The 19,227-nt window shown below is 53.8% G+C and carries 18 protein-coding genes; 9 read left to right on the top strand and 9 right to left on the bottom strand.

The genetic code is table 11. The annotated features are described in order from the left end of the window. Positions 1-48 precede the first annotated feature (48 nt). Entirely contained in the window at positions 49-246 is a 198-nt protein-coding gene (locus ACN0UH_RS10870) for a heavy-metal-associated domain-containing protein (RefSeq protein WP_417662053.1), read from the top strand. Between the two features lie 119 nt (positions 247-365). Here the strand turns inward: ACN0UH_RS10870 and ACN0UH_RS10875 are convergent, their stop codons facing one another. Then, the gene (locus ACN0UH_RS10875; RefSeq protein WP_417662054.1) at positions 366-1,571 is read right to left on the bottom strand and encodes an NAD(P)/FAD-dependent oxidoreductase; all 1,206 of its coding nucleotides are present in this window, start codon (positions 1,569-1,571) and stop codon (positions 366-368) included. Between the two features lie 291 nt (positions 1,572-1,862). Between ACN0UH_RS10875 and ACN0UH_RS10880 the strand changes: the two genes are divergently transcribed. After that, complete coding sequence (locus tag ACN0UH_RS10880; protein WP_417662055.1) at positions 1,863-2,426, top strand: RrF2 family transcriptional regulator; 564 nt, start codon at positions 1,863-1,865, stop codon at positions 2,424-2,426. Between the two features lie 81 nt (positions 2,427-2,507). Here ACN0UH_RS10880 and ACN0UH_RS10885 read toward each other — a convergent pair whose 3' ends face one another. Beyond that, positions 2,508-3,131 (bottom strand): TetR family transcriptional regulator, encoded by a 624-nt coding sequence (locus ACN0UH_RS10885; protein ID WP_417662056.1) that lies wholly within the window; start codon positions 3,129-3,131, stop codon positions 2,508-2,510. Positions 3,132-3,273: 142 nt separating this feature from the next. Between ACN0UH_RS10885 and ACN0UH_RS10890 the strand changes: the two genes are divergently transcribed. The 3 genes from ACN0UH_RS10890 to ACN0UH_RS10900 all read left to right on the top strand — a co-directional run bounded on the left by ACN0UH_RS10890 (position 3,274) and on the right by ACN0UH_RS10900 (position 8,860). Beyond that, positions 3,274-4,419 carry an efflux RND transporter periplasmic adaptor subunit gene (locus ACN0UH_RS10890; protein ID WP_417662057.1) on the top strand — a complete coding sequence of 382 codons (1,146 nt, stop codon included), beginning with the start codon at positions 3,274-3,276 and terminating at the stop codon, positions 4,417-4,419. An 11-nt stretch (positions 4,420-4,430) separates the two neighbouring features. Beyond that, positions 4,431-7,580 carry an efflux RND transporter permease subunit gene (locus ACN0UH_RS10895; RefSeq protein ID WP_417662058.1) on the top strand — a complete coding sequence of 1,050 codons (3,150 nt, stop codon included), beginning with the start codon at positions 4,431-4,433 and terminating at the stop codon, positions 7,578-7,580. Between the two features lie 89 nt (positions 7,581-7,669). Beyond that, complete coding sequence (locus ACN0UH_RS10900; RefSeq protein ID WP_417662059.1) at positions 7,670-8,860, top strand: multidrug effflux MFS transporter; 1,191 nt, start codon at positions 7,670-7,672, stop codon at positions 8,858-8,860. An 11-nt stretch (positions 8,861-8,871) separates the two neighbouring features. Here the strand turns inward: ACN0UH_RS10900 and ACN0UH_RS10905 are convergent, their stop codons facing one another. From ACN0UH_RS10905 to ACN0UH_RS10915, 3 genes are all read right to left on the bottom strand, one after another. Beyond that, a complete protein-coding gene (locus ACN0UH_RS10905; RefSeq protein WP_417662060.1) occupies positions 8,872-9,051 on the bottom strand; it encodes a hypothetical protein in 180 nt (59 codons plus the stop codon). A gap of 228 nt (positions 9,052-9,279) precedes the next feature. Beyond that, positions 9,280-10,296, bottom strand: a complete 1,017-nt coding sequence (locus ACN0UH_RS10910) for a zinc-binding alcohol dehydrogenase family protein (protein ID WP_417662061.1) — start codon at positions 10,294-10,296, stop codon at positions 9,280-9,282. Between the two features lie 10 nt (positions 10,297-10,306). Further along, a complete protein-coding gene (locus tag ACN0UH_RS10915; protein ID WP_417662062.1) occupies positions 10,307-10,639 on the bottom strand; it encodes a putative quinol monooxygenase in 333 nt (110 codons plus the stop codon). 79 nt (positions 10,640-10,718) lie between these two features. Here ACN0UH_RS10915 and ACN0UH_RS10920 point away from each other — a divergent pair, with 79 nt between their 5' ends. The 4 genes from ACN0UH_RS10920 to ACN0UH_RS10935 all read left to right on the top strand — a co-directional run bounded on the left by ACN0UH_RS10920 (position 10,719) and on the right by ACN0UH_RS10935 (position 14,164). Next, entirely contained in the window at positions 10,719-11,636 is a 918-nt protein-coding gene (locus ACN0UH_RS10920; protein ID WP_417662063.1) for a LysR family transcriptional regulator, read from the top strand. Between the two features lie 55 nt (positions 11,637-11,691). Next, positions 11,692-12,081 (top strand): DUF2946 domain-containing protein, encoded by a 390-nt coding sequence (locus ACN0UH_RS10925; protein ID WP_417662064.1) that lies wholly within the window; start codon positions 11,692-11,694, stop codon positions 12,079-12,081. A gap of 119 nt (positions 12,082-12,200) precedes the next feature. Continuing rightward, a complete protein-coding gene (locus ACN0UH_RS10930; protein ID WP_417662065.1) occupies positions 12,201-13,613 on the top strand; it encodes a PepSY-associated TM helix domain-containing protein in 1,413 nt (470 codons plus the stop codon). 83 nt (positions 13,614-13,696) lie between these two features. After that, on the top strand, positions 13,697-14,164 hold the full coding sequence (locus ACN0UH_RS10935; protein WP_417662066.1) for a copper chaperone PCu(A)C: 468 nt from the start codon (positions 13,697-13,699) through the stop codon (positions 14,162-14,164). Between the two features lie 262 nt (positions 14,165-14,426). On the opposite strand, the gene ACN0UH_RS10940 is transcribed toward ACN0UH_RS10935, so the two are convergent. The 4 genes from ACN0UH_RS10940 to ACN0UH_RS10955 form a co-directional block, all read right to left on the bottom strand. Then, the gene (locus tag ACN0UH_RS10940) at positions 14,427-15,374 is read right to left on the bottom strand and encodes an adenosine deaminase (protein WP_417662067.1); all 948 of its coding nucleotides are present in this window, start codon (positions 15,372-15,374) and stop codon (positions 14,427-14,429) included. A 104-nt stretch (positions 15,375-15,478) separates the two neighbouring features. Next, positions 15,479-16,453, bottom strand: a complete 975-nt coding sequence (locus tag ACN0UH_RS10945; RefSeq protein ID WP_417662068.1) for a 2-oxoglutarate and iron-dependent oxygenase domain-containing protein — start codon at positions 16,451-16,453, stop codon at positions 15,479-15,481. An 82-nt stretch (positions 16,454-16,535) separates the two neighbouring features. Continuing rightward, on the bottom strand, positions 16,536-17,618 hold the full coding sequence (locus tag ACN0UH_RS10950) for a BMP family ABC transporter substrate-binding protein (protein WP_417662069.1): 1,083 nt from the start codon (positions 17,616-17,618) through the stop codon (positions 16,536-16,538). A 218-nt stretch (positions 17,619-17,836) separates the two neighbouring features. Beyond that, positions 17,837-19,192: an 8-oxoguanine deaminase gene (locus ACN0UH_RS10955; protein ID WP_417662070.1), complete on the bottom strand. Its 1,356-nt coding sequence runs from the start codon at positions 19,190-19,192 to the stop codon at positions 17,837-17,839. Positions 19,193-19,227: the final 35 nt, after the last annotated feature.

Consider the following 19,227-nt stretch of genomic DNA (forward strand, 5'->3'; position numbering starts at 1 on the left):
TCGACAGGGTAGCCAATGCCCTATATCCGTAACGTTTGGAGATTGAAAATGCAAATATTCAAAGTCGATGGTATGAGGTGTGGGCACTGCATAAAGGCCATCACCAATGTGATTAAAGCCGTTGATATGCAGGCGCAAGTGCAAGTCGATCTGGCAAGTGCTGAAGTGTGTGTGAGCAGTTCATTGGATGCTGCGCAATTGAGTGCACTGATTAATAAAGCAGGTTATTGCGCGCAAGCCCAGTAGGCTTGCTCTGCGCTGACACTGTTTGCTTTGCGCAGCCGCTGTTGGTCGATGAAAAACGTCATCCACCTTAATCACCTTGGGTGGATGACGTGCCTTTTCCCGTAGCTCAGTACCTTTCCTCAGGCAACCACAGGAATCAGTGGGTCGGCTGCGGCCAACGCGGTTGCGCGATCAGCTACCGGCGGATAAATCCATTGAGTGTTGATTTGGGTTTTAAGCTGTTTGCCTTCATCCTTGACCAGCTTGACCTGACGATCCCAACCTTCGGTATACACCGCGCCCCACTGGCCAAGGTCCAGGCAGGTGACGTACTTCTCTTGGCGGTAAGGAATCGGTGCGACATCCAACAGGCTGGCAGCCGCGTTATTACCTGCACTGCGACCCAGTGCGATTGCGTGCTGGCAGGTCATCAACGCGTAATTGCCTTGATCATCCGTGGTGGCGTATGCCACATCGCCAGTGGCGAAAACATCCCCTTGGCCGATGACCTTGAGGTTGCTGTCGACATGTAAGCGACCCTGGTTGTCACGTTCACCTGCGATTTGTTCGGTCAACGAGCTGGCACGAACACCAACGGTCCAGACCACGGTTTTTGTCTCGATACGTTGCCCGTCAGACAAGGTGACGCCATCTGCGTCTATACCTGTAACCGCTGTGCCTAGCAGCCACTCAACACCTAACTCTGAGGTCGCTTGGGCAATTATCGGGCTGATATTTTCACCCAGTGCGGCGCCAATCTGCTGGCCTCGATCAACAATGATCACTCTGATTTTTGCATCATTGCCCAAGGCTGCACGCAAGCGTTCGGGCATTTCAGTTGCGGTTTCAATCCCGGTAAAGCCACCGCCCGCTACAACGACTGTATTGCGCGCCGCTGAGTCCGGCTGCTTTGCCAATGCCTTGATGTGCGACTCAAGTTTTGCAGCTTGTTCGATCTGGTCAACATCGAAGGCGAACTGATCTACCCCCGGTAGCGCAGGCCTTGCAACGCTGCTGCCAGTCGCCAAGATCAACCGGTCATAAGTCACGTGGTTCGGCTGCCCTTGGCTATCGTTGTAGCTGATGCGCTTATTCGTGGTGTCGATGGTCTGCGCTGAGCCTTTGATAAAATTCACGTCAACCGCTGCAAATAGTTCATCCAGCGAGGCTTTCATCGTGTGCACTTCGGGCTCGTAGAAGCGTGGACGCACACGCAACTCTGCTTGAGGCGCAACTACGCTGATCGAGATATCGCTGCGATTGTTTTTATCCAGCAAACGCGCTGCGCTCAGTGCGCTCCACATGCCCGAAAAACCTGCGCCGAGAATCAAAATGTGCTGTTTCATGGGTCGCTCCAAAATAGTAGATACGATTAAAAAACACCGGGTCTGGAGTGGCTTTCAGCCCCTCCGTTGAGCCTGAGCTGAGCGCTTTTTAATTCGATAGCTAAGCGCTCAAAGTAACTACGACTATATTGGTCGTAGTTTTTTTCAGCAAGTGTTTTTTTATGCTGTTGGTCTGATTTCGCCCATGAAAAGGCATTGCGCGGGTGCTGCGTTGATTTACGGTATGGCTGCCTTGCTTGTTGCTGTGGCGGCTATTTGTTAAATTTGCGACTAAGTTAGTCGGAGATTATGATGTCTTTTTACAGCGCGGGCGTTGAGTACGGTATTCATTGCCTGCTGTTTTTAGTGGATGAACATGGCAACTCTCGCGAAGCCAGTGTGCGCGACCTAGCCGAGCTACAAGGCGTGCCGCAGGAGTATTTGGCCAAGGTCTTTACCAAACTGGCCAAGGCTGGACTGGTTGCGTCGACCGAGGGTGTAAAAGGCGGTTTTAAGCTGGCGCGTCCAGCTGCTGAAATCAATGTGCTGGATATCGTGACTGCGATTGATGGGCGCAAGGATATTTTTGATTGCCGCGAAATTCGTAGCCGTTGCGCGTTGTTTGAAGGATCGCCGCCGAGTTGGGCGCAGGCCGGGACCTGCACCGTTCATGGGGTTATGTTGACTGCGCAAAAACGCATGGAAGAGGCGTTGTCGCAGCAGACAATCCTCGATATGGCGCGCCGTGTCGGGCGTGTTGTGCCTGAAGCGTTCTTCGGCCAAGTTGGCCAGTGGATGACCCAGCGCCGTGAAGCTAAGCCAGCAACCAATGAAACGCCGCTGAATAAGACAATCGAACACACGCAAATTAACTGAGCAACAATTGTTCGCACTTGGTAATTTGTAAAGGGACTTCTAAGTAATGCCCTCATTTGGCGCAATTTGTGTGATGCCTATTCATCTATCCGTGTGCTTGAGCAGGCCGTTAAATAATGCAACGAAAATTGGCCTGATATCTTGTTCAGGATCGAACAGTGCTGGATCACGAAGCCAGTCGCTTAGCAGGCCGACAATAAGTGCGTTGAGTGTTCTTGCTGCAAGTCGCGGGGTGATACCGGGTTGCAAATGCTCTGAAATTGGGAGATGGCTGAAATATTGCTCACACAAAGCAATAAACTGATTGATGAATTCAGTGTGGCGATCCATCGCTTCCTGCAGTTCTTCCGTTAATTCGCAGCGGTGCAACAGAATTGTAAAAATACGTTGCTTCTGTGGGTTAAGCGCGAGGTCCAGCATGACCTCAATGCAAAGGTCGCGCAGGGCCAGTATTGGGTTGTTTTCAAAGCCTTTGCACAGTTGCTCGGTTATTTGCTCAATGGGGAGGCGGACCTGGTTAAGCATTTCATGAAACAAATGTGCTTTATTTTCAAAGTGCCAATACACCGCCCCGCGAGTTACCCCGGCGTGTCTGGCGATGTGTTCCAAGCTGGTCTTGGCTACGCCATGTTCCAGAAACAATGTTTCGGCTGCCATAAGAATGGCGGCACGGGTTTTTTCAGCTTCTTCTTTAGTTCGGCGCATGTCAGGTTAATTATTTATGGCTAGGCTGTAGATACGGAAATGATTGTAGATAGATTAGCTGTATAGTGCTATTTACAAACACACCTGTATGTAATTAGCATTCTCGCCTTTGTTTGCACGCTGTGCTGTCTCGGAGACACCTATGGTTTTTGCACGATCTTTCCCGGCTGCACTGGGACTTCTGGCTTTTTGTACGTTAAACGCACAGCTGCATGCTGAAGATGCGCCACCTGCACCTGAAGTCTCGGTCGAAACAGTCAAAGTCGCACCGCTACCGTTGGAGCTTGAGTACCCTGCGCGGACCGCTGGTTTTCGTGAAATCGAAGTGCGTGCCCAGGTCAGTGGCATACTGCAGGAGCGTACTTATCTGGAAGGTAGCAGCGTCAAGCAAGGTCAGTTGATGTTCCGCATCGACTCGCGTACTTATCAGGCGGCGCTGGCTCGTGCTAAAGGTGCATTGGCCCAAGAGCAGGCGCGCTACCGTCAGACCGAACGTGATCTACGGCGTATCCGTGAGCTGCAGAAGAAAGGCTTCGCCAGTGAAAGCGAGCTGGACAATGCAGTGTCCAATTTTGAGCAAAGCAAAGCCAACATTCAGGCCGCTAAAGCTGAAGTGCAGTCCAAGCAGATTGACTTCGACTACACCACCGTTACAGCACCGATCTCAGGTATCACTAGTAAAGAAACGGTGTCTGAAGGCAGCTTGATGGTCGCCGGTGATCCGAATGCCAGCTTGCTGACTAAAATTACGCAGTTGGATCCGATCTACGTTAACTTCGCTGCACCAGACAGCGACGTTGAAAGCGTGCGTAATGGCTTGTCTGATGGCTCTTTGGTACTTGATGGCGATGAAGTACGCGTCGGCATTACCTACGGCGACGGTTCAACCTATCCGTTAGAAGGCAAGGTTAACTTTACCGACAGCTTGATTGATCGCAGTACCGGCACTGTCAGTACCCGCGCTGTGGTGCCAAATCCGAAGCAAACACTGCTGCCGGGGCAGTTCGTTCGCGTGCAGGTCAAAGGCATCTCGATACCGAATGCTCTAACCGTGGCTGAGCGTGCTGTTGCGCAAGGGCCTAAGGGCACCTTTGTTTATGTGGTTGATGACAAAGGTGTTGCTCGTGTTCGCGAGGTCGCCGTCGGTCGTACCTCAAAAGGTCGCTGGGTGATTAAGTCTGGCGTCAGTGAGGGCGACAAAGTCATTGTTGAAGGTCTGACCAAGGTTCGCCCGGATACTCCTGTTAAGGTCGCGTCGGAAGTTGCCGACGCTGACAAGAAATCGTAAGGAGCATCTAGTTGATTTCTCGTTTCTTTATTGAACGACCGGTTTTCGCAACGGTTATCTCGGTGGTGATAGTGCTCGCTGGCCTTATGGCCATGCGCTCGTTGCCAATTGCTCAATACCCACAAATTCTCCCGCCGCAGGTCTCGGTGACCGCAACCTACTCTGGGGCGAGCGCGCAGGTTATTGCTGAAACAGTAGCCGCACCGCTCGAACAAGAGATCAATGGTGTTGAAGGGATGATCTACCAGCAGTCAAACTCCGGTGGTAACACCATGAGTTTGTCGGTCTACTTTGAAGTAGGCAGAGATCCAGACCAAGCCACCATCGACGTGAACAACCGGGTACAGGCCGCGCTGGCTAAGTTGCCCGAAGAGGTTCGCCGTCAGGGCGTGAAGGTGGAGAAGAAGTCTTCAGACATTCTTCAGGTGGTTACCTTGTTTTCGCCGGATGATTCACGTGACCCGGTGTTTATCAGTAACTATGCGTTGATCAACGTAATTGATGAACTCAAGCGTCTGCCGGGCGTTGGCGATGTGTCTCAGTTCGGCTCCAAAGACTACTCGATGCGTATCTGGCTGCGGCCGGACAAGCTGGCCCAGTTCAATCTGACGCCGACTGACGTAGTCAACGCGATTCGTGAGCAGAACTCGCAGTTTGCTGCCGGTAGCTTCGGCCAGCAGCCGCTGAATAAAGAGCAAGACTTCACCTATACCGTTACCACGCAAGGGCGCTTTTCCGATCCTGAAGAGTTCGAAAACGTCATTCTCCGTTCTGATGCGACAGGTGCAAGTTTGCGCTTGAAAGACGTCGCACGGGTTGAGTTGGGGGCTCAGGATTATTCCTTGATGACCTCGCTCAATGGCCAGCAAAACGCCGCCTTTGGTGTGTACCTGCAACCGGGTGCGAATGCGCTGGATACAGCTGAAGCGGTTCAGTCGACCATGGAGCGTGTGTCGAAGAACTTCCCGGACGGCATGGCTTATAAGATCCCGTACGACACCACCAAGTTCGTAAAGGTATCGATCGAAGAGGTAATCCATACCTTTTTCGAAGCCTTGGTACTGGTTATTTTGGTGGTGTTCCTCTTCCTGCAAAACTGGCGTGCAACGCTGATTCCGGTGCTGGCGATTCCGGTCTCGCTGATCGGTACCTTTGCCGGTATGTATGCTTTGGGCTTTTCCATCAATCTGCTGACATTGTTCGGCTTGGTGCTGGCAATCGGTATCGTGGTGGACGATGCCATTGTGGTGCTTGAGAACGTCGAGCGGGTCATGGCCACCGACAAGATTGGCCCGAAAGAAGCTACCATCAAAGCCATGGAGGAGGTGACGGGACCAATCGTCGCCATCGTTCTGGTGCTCTGTGCGGTGTTCGTTCCGGTTGGCTTCCTCGGAGGCCTTGCAGGGGAGATGTATAAACAGTTTGCCGTGACCATTGCCGTGTCGGTGGTGATCTCGGGCATCGTCGCCCTGACCTTGAGCCCGGCGCTCTGCGCTTTGTTACTCAAGCCAGGTCATCATGAGCCTGCCGCACCGTTTCGTTGGTTTAACCGGGGCTTTGATAAGTTCACCAAGGGTTATACCTCGGGTGTGCGTTTCTTCCTCAAACGCTCGGCTATCGGTTTGCTTCTGTTTGGCGGCATGATCGTGCTGATGGTGATGCTGTTCGGTCGCGTACCAAGCTCGTTGGTGCCGGACGAAGACCAGGGGTATGTGATCAACGCTTACTTCTTACCGCCAGCAGCATCTTTGACCCGTACCGAGAAACTTACTGGCGATGTAACCCAGCAGTTAATGAAGCACCCCGCAGTTGAGGATGTGGTGACTTTTGCTGGTTTCGACGTTTTGACCTTTGGTACACGTAGTAATGCCGGTGTGTCCTTTATTCCACTAAAGGATTGGAGCGAGCGCACCACCCCAGAGCTTGATGCGCGCAACCTGACCCATGAGTTCATGGGCATGGGCGCCTCGCAGAAAGATGGTGTGGTGCTGACCTTCAACCCACCGCCTATTACCGGTATGAGTACCACCGGTGGTTTTGAGGGCTACATTCAAGACCGTAGCGGCGGCACGACTGCGCAGCTCTCGACCAAGGTTCAAGAGTTCCTTGCCGCTGCGGCTAAACGCCCAGAGTTAGCGGGTCTGCAAACCACGTTTAACGCCGATGTGCCGCAGTACTACATCGATCTTGACCGTACCAAAGCGCGCTCGCTTGGGGTTACGATCAGTGATGTCTTCACGGCGATGCAATCGACCTTCGGCAGTTACTACGTCAATGACTTCAGCTTGTATGGCCGTACTTGGCAAGTAAGCTTGCAGTCAGAGCCTGAGTTCCGGCGTAAGCCATCAGACCTGTCTCAGGTTTATGTGCGCTCGGCTTCAGGGGACCTGGTGTCACTGGCATCGCTGGTTAAGGTTGATCGTATTCTTGGGCCAGATACCTACGCCCGTTTCAACGTATACCCATCAGCGAAGATTCTCGGTGGGCCAGCTCCAGGCTATAGTTCGGGTCAGTCGTTGCAAGCAATCCAGGAAGTTGCTGACCAAGTGCTTGGTAGCGATTACAGCATTGGTTGGACTGGTTCTGCATACCAAGAACTGGCCACTCAAGGCTCAGGTAGTTTGGCGTTTGTCTTCGGCTTGATCATGGTGTTCCTGATCCTGGCTGCCCAATACGAGCGCTGGACCTTGCCGCTAGCGGTTGTTACTGCTGTACCGTTTGCGGTATTTGGTGCGATTCTCGCGGTTTGGTTGCGCGGTATTGAGAACGACGTGTACTTCCAGGTCGGCCTGATTACCCTGATTGGTCTGGCGGCGAAGAACGCGATTCTGATTGTTGAGTTCGCGGTGATGCTGCGCCGGGACGGCATGGGTATTTTCGAGGCTGCATTGGAGGCTGCGCGCTTGCGTTTCCGCCCAATTGTGATGACCTCGTTGGCATTCATTCTCGGTGTTGTGCCGTTGGCTATCAGCAGTGGCGCAGGTTCCGCAAGTCGCCACTCGATTGGTACCGGGGTAATTGGTGGTATGTTGGCGGCAACACTGCTGGCGACTTTCCTGATTCCAATGTTCTTTATGCTGGTTGAATCGCTTGCCGAAAAGCTCAGCAAAAAAGGCAAGAAAGGCGAAAAAGACCTGCCAGCGCATAGCGACTCGGTATAAGTCTGCGGTAAACCAACGCCGCCATTCGCAAGAGTGGCGGCGTTGTTGTTTGTATAGTTAACGCCGGATTTGGACGGCAGGGGCCTTTGATGAAATTATCAACCTTATTGATTCTCGGTGCCCTTAGTGCTTTTGGGCCATTGGCAATCGACTTTTATTTGCCAAGCTTCCCAAGCATTGCCAGTGACTTTGCAACCGATGTCGAGCATGTGCAGCAATCGCTTGCGGTGTACTTCTTGGGTTTGGCGATCGGTCAACTAGCCTACGGCCCATTGGCTGACCGTTTTGGGCGCCGTAAGCCATTACTGGTCGGCGTGACCTTGTTTACCATTGGTTCGCTGGCTTGTGCGCTGGCGCCTAGTCTTGAGTGGTTAATTGCTGCCCGCTTTGTACAGGCGCTTGGCGGTTGTGCTGGCATGGTTATTTCGCGCGCTGTGGTACGGGACTTGTGTGACCCGATTGCCTCCGCAAAAGTATTCTCGCAACTGATGTTAGTGATGGGCTTGGCGCCGATTCTTGCCCCGGTATTTGGCGGTATTTTGCTGGGTATTTTTGGCTGGCAATCGATTTTTGTCTGCCTGACTATATTCAGTGTGCTGTGCATGATTGCAGTCTGGCGCGGGCTACCAGAAACCCTTGATGGCAGTGTTCCTGGCGCGCCCTTATCGGGGGCGCTCGGGGCTTATCTGCGGTTGTTCTCTGACTGGCCATTTATCGGCCACGCGCTGACAGGTGGTTTGGCGGTGGCTGGAATGTTTGCCTATATCGCCGGATCACCGTTTGTCTTTATCGAGCTTTATGGGGTGCCAGCTGAGCACTACGGTTGGGTATTTGGCAGTAACGCAGCGGGCTTTATTCTGATGGCGCAAGTCAACGCCTGGCTGGTTGCCAAACATGGGCCAAGCTTTTGGTTACGCCGAATCGTTTGGTTCTATTTGGCCTGCGGTGCAGCACTGCTGATCATCGCCTTGAACAAGCCTGCACATTTGTGGCCGCTGCTGATTCCTTTGTTTGGTTGTATCGCCAGTTTGGGGGTGTTGCTACCGAACGCATCCGCTTGCGCCATGGCTGGCCAAGGCCGCCACGCTGGCAGCGCATCGGCCTTATTGGGTTGTTTGCAGTTCTCGATTGCGGCCAGTGCAGCAGCCTTGGTGAGTTATCTGCATAACGGCACAGCATGGCCGATGGCTTTGGTTATTTGTGGCTGTGCATTGCTTGCAGCACTGTGTTCGCGCTTTACCGTATGGGCCGAACGCCGCGCAGGCTATCCGGCTATTTGACGGTTTGCGCATTAGCCTGCCAAACGCTGTTCCTCTGTTGGCAGGCAGTGCGGCGCTTGCAGGCGTGCTTGCAGGGTCGAGACAAAATTGCGCGCCTCAGCCTCATTGCGAAATGAGATTTGTTGACCTGCAAAACTGACCTGCCAACGCGAGTTTTGGTTTTTGCTTAGTGGGCTAATCCGGATCTTCATTTGGTTCGCCTCCTAGGGTTGGTCAGGCCAGTGTAGACCCTGAATATGAGATTTCACTGACACACATAAATTTGGCGATTAATGGTAAAAAATCGATAATTCAGAATATTTCTAGCATCTGGTTTCATGCAGGATTAGCAGCGGTAATGGTAAAAGCCGACGGCTCAAAGCCACCGGCTTGATTGCTTGGCTGCAGCATTCAACCCAGCCCCTGCCGATTAAGGCGACCTAGAAACCTTCCAGAACGATCTTGCCTTTGGCCTTGCCCGACTCCAAAAGAATGTGTGCGCGGCGAAGATTTTCAGCATTGATTACGCCGTAATGCTCACCTAACGTAGTTTTAATCGCGGCGGTATCAACCAGTTCAGAGGCTTTGTTGAGCAGGCGACCCTGTTCGATCATATCGGCCGTGCCGAACAGTGATCGGGTGAACATCAGCTCCCAATGCAACGAAAGACTCTTGCGCTTGAGTTGCATGATATCCAGCGGCTCAACCGGGTCATCAATCAATGCCAGACGGCCTTGTGGCGCAAGCGCTTCAACCAATTGGGCAAAGTGCTGGTCTGTCTGAGTCAGGCTGGCGACGTGGGTGACATGCTCAAGGCCGACACGCTGCAGCTCTTGGTGCAAGGGCTGGCTGTGGTCGAGCACGTGATGAGCGCCAAGCTCGCGCACCCAAGCTTGGGTTTCAGGGCGTGAAGCAGTGGCAATCACGGTTAGCCCTGTCAGCTTGCGCGCCAGCTGAATCAACATTGAACCCACGCCGCCAGCGCCACCAACAATCAACAGGCTTTGGCCTTGATCAATGTTGCCTTGGACAATCTGCAGGCGGTCAAACAATAACTCCCAGGCTGTAATTGTGGTCAGTGGCATGGCCGCCGCTTCAGCAAACGTCAGGGCTTTGGGTTTATGGCCGACGATACGTTCATCAACGATGTGCAGTTCGCTATTGGCTCCCGCGCGGTTAATTGCTCCTGCGTAAAAAACTTCATCGCCGGGCTTGAATAAGCTGACCTCGGCACCGATCGCTTTGACCACGCCTGCTGCATCCCAGCCGAGTATTTTGGCTTCAGCGTTTTCAGGGGCGACGTTCCTGCGGATCTTGGTGTCGACCGGGTTGACCGAAATAGCTTTGACCTCGACCAGCAGGTCGCGTGGTCCAGGGGTTGGTGCTGCAAGTTCAATATCAACCAGTGACTGTTGATTGTCAGCCGGCAGGGATTGGTAGTAAGCAACTGCTTTCATGGAGGGCTCCTTAGGCAATCTGGGTCATTAGTTTGAGCTCAACACCTTGCAGCAGCTCGGCGCAGGTCGTTGAAAAGTGCTGGTAGTGCGCGGTTTGCTTATGTTCGGCAAGTGCGGCGTTATCGCGCCATTGCTCAATCATGATAAATACGTTGGGTGCATCTTGTTGCTGGTGCAGGTCGTACTGAATGCAGGCTGCTTCTTTGCGGCTGGCAGCAACCAGTGTCTGCAGGTGGTTTTTTACTGTTGCCTGATGCTCGGCTATAGCTGTGATTGTGGCGACTAAAGTCAGTGTGTTGGTCATGGTCGAAATCTCAAATCGTTGGGGCAGGGATGTAGCCATGCTGAATCAATTGATCGTTTAGTAAAACCCAGAGAAACTAGAGTCTATTTCAATATTATTTTGATAATAGGCGGCTGTGATGCTTCGCTTTGATGACTTGCAACTGTTTGTGCACACCACTGAAACAGGCAGTTTATCGGCCGCTGCTCGTTTGCTTGATATCTCTCCTGCTGTGGCCAGTGCAGCACTAAAGCGACTGGAGCAACAGCTTGATGCGCGCTTATTCGCCCGTTCTACGCGCAGTTTGCGTTTGACCGCTGAAGGTCAGGGTTTTCTCAGTCATGCTCGCCAAGCCTTGCAAAGTATTGAAGAAGGCCGCATGCAATTAGCCGGTAATAAAGTGGGGATCAGCGGCTTGATGCAGCTTTGTGCCCCTTCAGATTTCGGGCGCAACACCTTGTTGCCTTGGCTCGATGAGTTTCAGCAAGCGCACCCCCAGTTACAGCTGCGCCTGTTGCTGGGGGACCGGATAACCGACTTCTTCCGCGAGTCAGTAGACATCGCCCTGCGCTATGGCGCGCCAGAGGACTCAAGCTTGGTGGCTTTGCCGGTGGCTGCAGATAATCGTCGTGTACTGTGCGCGTCTGCGAGCTACCTTGCGCGCCACGGTGAGCCGCAAACAATCGAGGAGTTGGCTGGACATAATTGCCTGTTGTACATGCTCAATGGGCGCGTGCATGAACGTTGGCAGTTCAGTAATGGCAAGCGCCAGCAAAGTATTTCCGTGCAAGGCGATCGGCAAAGCGATGATGCTGACGTGGTGCGACGCTGGGCAATTGCTGGCCATGGACTGGTGTACAAATCGTGGTTGGATGTTGCTGCTGACGTGCAGGCGGGGCGCTTGCGCGTGCTTATGAATGACTACCTTGGCGAGTTGACACCGCTTAACCTGATCTGCGCCCATCGTTCGCAGTTAAGTAAGCCGGTGCATTTGCTCCGTGATTTTGTGCAGGCTCGTTGTCGCATACTACTGGCGAAAGCACCTTGGGCCGATTAAGCTTGCCATTGTGCTGTGCCAGACGCTGACAGGTTTTGTGAAAAAATTGCCCACCATGAACACGACCAAAGCCGATCGTTCGCTGATCGCTTGGCTGCTGTACGCCAGCATCCTGTTCAGTGCGTTCGCCTGCAGCATTAGTCATGGTCAGATGGCCGGGTTGCAACTGAGCGGCATCGATGGGGTGTACTGCTCCGCTCAAGGCAATAGCAATGCAACCCTGGATATTGCCGGGCCCGACACGCCACTGTTCAACCCGGCAACAGGCTTCGGTTGTTCAATGTGCTCGACATTTGTCGGCATCGCCCTTGCTGCTTTCTTTGGCGTTCTTGGTTTATTCCTGCGCCCTCAGCAAAAACTGGTTGCACCGCAGCTGTTGTTCCGGCGGCCAGTCCGCTATCTCTGGCCCTCGGCCAATCCTCGCGCTTCCCCATTTCTCGCTTAAATTCAGATGCCTGCTGCTCGGCTTAAGCCTAGAGCAACAACCATAAGAATTGCATTGCACTTGTCAGCGCTTATCTACGTTATGTGGTGGGCAAGTGTATTGGGAATTGGGGAAAACTGATGCGCGATGCACATACTTCAGAGCCGCCGGTAACGGTCGTTGGCTCATCCAGTCTGTCGTTTTATAACCTGGCTTGGCGCTGGCATTTTTACGCCGGTTTGTTGGTCATACCGTTCTTGATCATGCTTTCGATCACCGGAATCATTTACCTGTTTAAACCGCAACTTGACTCGCTGATGTACGAAGACTTGTTGCAGGTACCCGTTGCCGAGCAGCGTATTAGCGCTGATCGGCAAATGGCACTACTCAAGCAAGCATATCCACAGGCGAGCATTAGCAAATACTTGCCTCCAGTAAATAAGCAGAGCAGTGCACAGTTTGTTGTGGTCACAGCTGATGCCACGCTCAATGTATTTATGAATCCCTATAACGGTGAAATTCTTGGCGCTCAAGACGCTGAAGATAATCTACAAGCCATCGCCCGCAAGCTGCATGGCGAGTTGATGATCGGCACCGTTGGCGATCGCTTGGTCGAGCTGGCCGCCGGTTGGGGAATCGTGCTGGTTCTTTCGGGTTTGTATCTCTGGTGGCCGCGTGGCACGAGTAAGTCGGCGCTTTTCTGGCCGCGCTTGGCCAGTCGCGGGCGGCTGTTCTGGCGCGATGTGCATGCGGTCGTTGGCTTCTGGGGTTCACTGCTATTGCTGTTTATGTTGTTGACCGGCATGACCTGGACCGGTTTTTGGGGCGCCAAATTCGCGGGTGCCTGGAATCACTTCCCGGCCGCTATGTGGGATAACGTGCCGCAATCCAACAAGATGGCCGGTAGCCTTAACACCAGCACCAGCCAAACAGTGCCTTGGGCCGCAGAAGTCACGCCGCTGCCTGAGTCCGATCCCCATGCCGCGCATAAGGGCATGGCGCAAATGCATGCCAATTCCAGCAGCGCGCAGGTCAGCTTGCAGCAGGTGGTCGATAGCGCGGATGCACTGGGGGTTCATCCCGGTTATAGCGTGACCATGCCTGCAGGCGAGCGCGGAGTTTATAGCGTCAGCGTGTTTGCTGATGATCCACGTAACGATGCCACGCTGCATATTGATCAATACAGCGGCAAAGTGCTCGCTGATGTACGTTGGAACGATTACGGGCTGGTTGCCAGAACTGTGGAAACTGGTGTCATGCTGCATGAAGGCAAAATGTTTGGCTTAGCCAATCAACTGCTAATGCTGTTGGTCTGCCTGATGATTTTGCTTAGTAGCGTCAGTGGCTTTGTACTCTGGTGGAAGCGTCGTCCGCAAGGTCGTTTTGGGGTGCCACCAATTCGTCACGATTTACCGATCTGGCGCGGGGGAATGGTGATTATGCTGGTGGTTGCTTGCCTGTTCCCGTTGGTTGGCGCTTCGTTATTGTTGGTTGCACCATTGGACTGGCTGTTTGCACGTCGGCGCATTAACGCTCAATTACAAACCAGCTGAACTTAATGGATGATTTTCATGGTTACAACAGGCGGGTTCGCTCGCCTAGTGATCGCAATATTCAATGTAAATGGAGAACCTGAATGTTAAAGCAAGCTTTGTTGATAGTGGCGATGATGAGTCCTGCTTTTTTGGCCAACGCCCATGAGTTCGATCTTGGTGACCTGCATATCGAACATCCGTGGTCACGCGAGATGCCGCCGGTTGCGCCAACCGCTGCGGCTTATTTTGTTGTGGATAACAAGGGCAAAGAGGCTGATCGACTGATTGCCGTCCACACCCCGGTTGCAGGCAAGGCCGAGATGCATGAGCACGTCCACGCTGGCGATGTAATGAAAATGCAGCAGGTGCAAGGTGTCGATATTCCCGCAGGCGGTCAGGTCAGGTTTGAGCCCATGGGGTACCACGTAATGTTGTTCAACCTGGAGCAGCAGATGAAAGCAGGTGAGCATTTCCCGATGACCTTGACCTTTGAGAAGGCCGGTGATGTCGAAGTGCAAGTCAATGTGCAGAAGGACGCCCCCGCCGCAGGCGAAGCGCATAAACACTAGTCGCTTGGCGCGTAGAGTGTGACAACGCGAAGCTTGTCCATCACGACTCGACCAGCAATCGAGGTTCGTGCATTAAATGGCGGACAGAAAAGCGCTGTCCTCCCTACGGAATAAGCATCACTCGTAGGGTGTGACAACGCGAAGCTTGTCCACCGCAAAGCGCCACGCAATTCAGTTTTGTGTTGCAAGTGGCGGACAGAAAGGCGCTGTCCGCCCTACGGAATAGACATCACTCGTAGGGCGTGACAACGTGAGGCTTGTTTTAAGCTAAGCGCGCGTCGAGGCTGTTTTGCGCGAGGCGCTTGGCTTGGTCCTGGCTCATGCCGAGGCTGGCATGCAGGGCTGCGAAGTTCTCGGTGACGTAGCCACCGAAGTAAGCTGGGTCATCAGAGTTGACTGTGACCTTGACGCCGCGCTCAAGCATTTCAAGAATATTGTGTTGGCGCATATCGTCAAACACACAGAGCTTGGTGTTGGACAGCGGGCAAACGGTTAGTGGAATCTGCTCGTCAATGATGCGCTGCATCAGGCGCTCGTCTTCAATCGCCCGGACGCCGTGATCAATACGTTCGATTTTCAGCAAGTCCAGCGCTTCCCAGATGTACTCCGGCGGGCCTTCTTCGCCTGCGTGGGCAACGGTCAAATAACCTTCGCTGCGAGCCTTGTCGAACACCCGTTGAAACTTGCTCGGCGGGTGGCCCATCTCTGAGCTGTCGAGACCGACGGCGATAAAGGCATCGCGAAAGGGTGAGGCTTGTTCAAGGGTGTTGAAGGCTTCTTCCTCGGATAAATGACGCAAGAAGCTGAGAATCAAACCATGGCTGATGCCCAGCTGTTTTTTGCCGTCATCCAGCGCCTGCTTGATGCCCGTCAGCACCACTTCAAATGGAATGCCGCGATCGGTATGGGTTTGTGGGTCAAAGAACGGCTCGGTGTGAATCACGTTCTGCGCCTTGCAGCGCTCAAGGTAAGCCCAGGTCAGGTCGTAGAAATCCTGCTCGGTGCGTAGCACATCGGCGCCGCGATAATACAGGTCGAGGAATTCCTGCAGATTGTTAAACGCGTACGCAGCACGCAGCGTTTCAACATCATGCCAAGGCAGCGCGATCTTATTGCGCTCAGCCAACGCAAACAGCAACTCAGGCTCAAGCGAGCCTTCAAGGTGCAGATGAAGTTCGGCTTTGGGCAGGGCGTTGAGCCAATCGTACATGGTTAATTCTCGTCAGCTGTTTAGTCAGGTCATAGTTTAACCGCTGAGTCAGGAATCGGCGAGGACGACACCATGTCCCCGCCGTTCATCTCTCGGGTTAATGTTCAGTCCTCAGCTGGTTCGGTGCGGCGGTAGGCGTAAGTATCAGCGAAGCGGGAAAGCAAATATTCGGCACTAGTTGTGGCTGCATATTTGGCCGGGTTATTGGCGTCCGAACAGCCGGGCAGGCAACTGATTTCGGTGTCGGGATGCGGTTCGGCGAAGAAGGGCATTGAGTAACGATCCACACCTAGCGGGCTGATAACCCGGTGCGGCGTGGACTTGTAGCGGTCGTTGCTCCAGCGCGCCATCATGTCGCCGATGTTGACTACAAAACTGCCTTCAATCGGCGGTGCATCAATCCATTCGCCATTGACGTTTTGCACCTGCAAGCCACCGGCGCTGTCTTGGTAGAGCAAGGTCACGCAGCCGTAATCTGTGTGCGCACCAGCACCTTGCTGGTCTGCGCTGCTGGCCGTGTGGCGCGGAGGATAGTGGATCATACGAAACACGCTGATCGGCTGTTCGAAGCGTGTATCGAAAAAATCACGCTCAATCCCTAGCGCGATAGTCATGCTGCGCAGCAGGGTTTTGGCCAGCTCATGCATGTCGTTGTAATGCTGCTCCATCAGCTCGCTCCAACCGCTCAGTTGCGGGTGGCGATTAGGGCCGCGTAACGGTTTGCCAGCCACTACATCCGGGTGATCCGCTGGCATGTTGAAACCCATGTCGAAGGTTTCTTTCAGGTCGCTCGGTTTGCTCGGATCGAGTTGCTCGGTGGCAATTGCGCCGTAGCCTCGGTGATGCTGGGTCTGGGTAATATCAATCTTGAGTTTTTCAGCGTCGGGCTGGCCGAAGAAAGTCTTTGCAGCATCGGTCAACTGGGTAATACGTTGGGCAGAGATAGGGTGGCCGGTGATGTAGAAAAAGCCCCATTCGCGGCAGGCTTGATCAATTTGCTTGGCAACCTGTCGCCAGGCATTCTCATCAGTGCTGTAGAGCGGGGCGATATCGATCAGGGGCAGTTGATTTGGATTCATGATCTTCTCTGAGAATAAACTGCCGACTTGGGTGGTCGGCAATTTCAATCAGTTATTAAGAGTCAATTTGCATCGCTACGAATTACTTCGGCAGCTCAGCTTTGACGTTTTCGACGTAGTAATTCATCGAGGCCAGCTCGGCATTGGTGGCTACGACACCCTCTGCAATTTTGACTGCGCCGCTCTGGTCTTTGATTGGGCCGGTGAACGGATGGAACTCACCGCTCTTGATGCTGGCTTCAATCTGCTCGGCCTCAGCTTTGACGTCCGCCGGAACCAAATCGCTGAGCGGCAGCTGGATGGTGTCGTCATTCAAGCCGCCCCAGTAATCTTGTGATTTCCAGTTGCCGTCAATCACAGCTTGCGCTGACTTGATGTAGTGCGGACCCCAGTTATTAACGATCGAGGTCAGCACCGCATTTGGGCCAAAGTGCTGCATATCAGAGGCATAGCCGACTGCGTACACGCCCCGGCGCTCTGCTGTCTGGATTGGTGCCGGGCTGTCAGTGTGTTGGAACACCACGTCAACGCCTTGGTCGATCAGCGCGTTGGCTGCATCTGATTCTTTGCCCGGATCGAACCAGGAGTTAACCCAGACCACTTTAATTTCGGTGCCCGGGTTGTACTTGTCGAGCGCCAGTTGGATCGAGTTGATATCGCGGATCACTTCTGGAATCGGGAAGGAGGCGATGTAACCGATTTTCTTGGTCTTGGTCATCTTCGCGGCGAGGTAGCCCCCGACATAACGGCCTTCGTACGAGCGCGACAAATAGGTGCCGAGGTTCTTGGCTTGTTTGTAACCCGTTGCATGTTCAAAGGTTACTTTCGGGAACTGCTTGGCGACTTTCAACGTTGGATTCATGTAACCAAACGACGTGGTGAAAATCAGGTCGTAGCCACTTTTCGCCATGTTACGAATAACGCGCTCGGCGTCAGCGCCTTCCGGCACGTTTTCGACGAAGCTGGTTTCGATTTTGTCGCCCATCTGCTCGACCATCATTTTGCGGCCTTGCTCGTGCTGATAGGTCCAGCCGTGATCGCCGATAGGGCCGATATAGACGAAACCGACCTTCAGCGGGTCAGCCGCGGAGGCGCTCATGGCGGCGCTAAAGCCGAGGGCGGCGACCAGGGCACGCAGTAGTGGTTTTTTACTCTTCTTCTGCATAGCGGGTATTGCTCCGTAGGTGAAATTAATTGCGGCTAAGCGCTGAATTCTTGTTGGCGCTAAGTCGGTTGCAAAAAACTGACCAACTAGACAATTACCCGTGCTCGGGCGATTCCTTTGTCCTGAACACACAAAACCCCGCTTTAGCGGGGTTCTGTGTTGGTGCAGCGGTACTGGCAAAAATCACCTGCGTGCTGCCAAGTGGTGCAAGGGCTGGGTTAGCCAGCAATCAGCTCTTTGGCAGCTTGGCGGTGATCGGCAATCAACTGAGCCACATCAAGGCCTTCGATTTGACCGTCGATGACCCGCCACTGGCCGCCAATCATCATCCGGTCAGCACGGTCCGCGCCGCACAGCAGTAACGCTGAGATCGGGTCATGGCTGCCGGAGAAGCGCAGTTCATCCAGTTTGAAAAATGCCAGATCCGCTTGTTTGCCCACGGCCAGCTCACCAATGTCAGTGCGCCCAAGCAAGCGCGCCGAGCCTTTGCTGGCCCAGCCGAGCGCCAGTTCAGGGGTAATCTTTTCTGCACCGTATCGCAGGCGTTGGATGTACAGCGCCTGACGGGCTTCGAGGATCATGTTCGACGCATCATTAGACGCCGAGCCATCAACCCCCAGACCGATTGGTGCGCCTGCCGCTTCCAGGTCTATCGTCGGGCAGATACCGGATGCCAGGCGCATGTTGGAGCTTGGGCAGTGGCAAATGCCGGTGCCAGCCTGGCCCAGACGCGCGATCTCATCCGGGTTGAAATGGATGCCGTGGGCCAACCAGGTGCGCGAGCTGAGCCAGCCGACACTGTCGAGATAATCAACGGTGCGCAGGCCAAAGCGTTGCAGACAGAAGTCTTCTTCATCCAGTGTTTCGGCCAAGTGCGTGTGCAGGCGTACATCCATCTTCTCAGCCAGGTCAGCGCTTTCACGCATGATCTCTTGGGTCACCGAGAAGGGTGAGCAGGGTGCCAAGGCGATTTGGATTTGCGCACCATCGCCACGCTCATGGTATTCATTGATCAGTCGCTGGCTGTCTTCAAGAATCACCTGACCTTGTTGCACCGTTTGCTGCGGCGGCAGGCCGCCATCGGCTTCGCCTAAGCTCATCGAACCACGGGTGAGCATGGCGCGCATACCAAGTTCACGTACCGCTTCGACTTGCACGTCAATCGCGTTTTCCAAGCCACCCGGGAACAGGTAATGATGGTCGGCTGCAGTACTACAACCTGACAGCAACAGCTCTGCCAGGGCTACTTTACTCGCCAGAGCGAGTTTTTCTGGCGTCAGACGAGCCCAGACCGGGTAGAGGGTTTTCAGCCATGGGAAAAGAGGCTGGTTGACCACAGGGCCCCAAGCGCGGGTGAGTGTTTGGTAGAAGTGATGATGGGTATTGATTAGTCCCGGCAGTACCACGTGCTCGCGGGCGTCGAAGACCGCATAACCAGGTTTCGCAGGTTGCTGACCCGCGCCGAGAATTTCGCTGATGACGCCATGCTCGACGACAATGCCGCCTGAGGCATCAAGGCCGTTGGCAGTGAAAGTGGCGAGTGGGGTTTTGATCCAGATATGAGTATTAGGCACCTTGCAGGCCCTCTGAGTTGATTTCAGGTAGCCAG

Origin of the sequence: Pseudomonas sp. (assembly GCF_048265905.1) — a bacterium.
In the GTDB taxonomy this organism is placed as follows: Bacteria; Pseudomonadota; Gammaproteobacteria; order Pseudomonadales; family Pseudomonadaceae; genus Aquipseudomonas.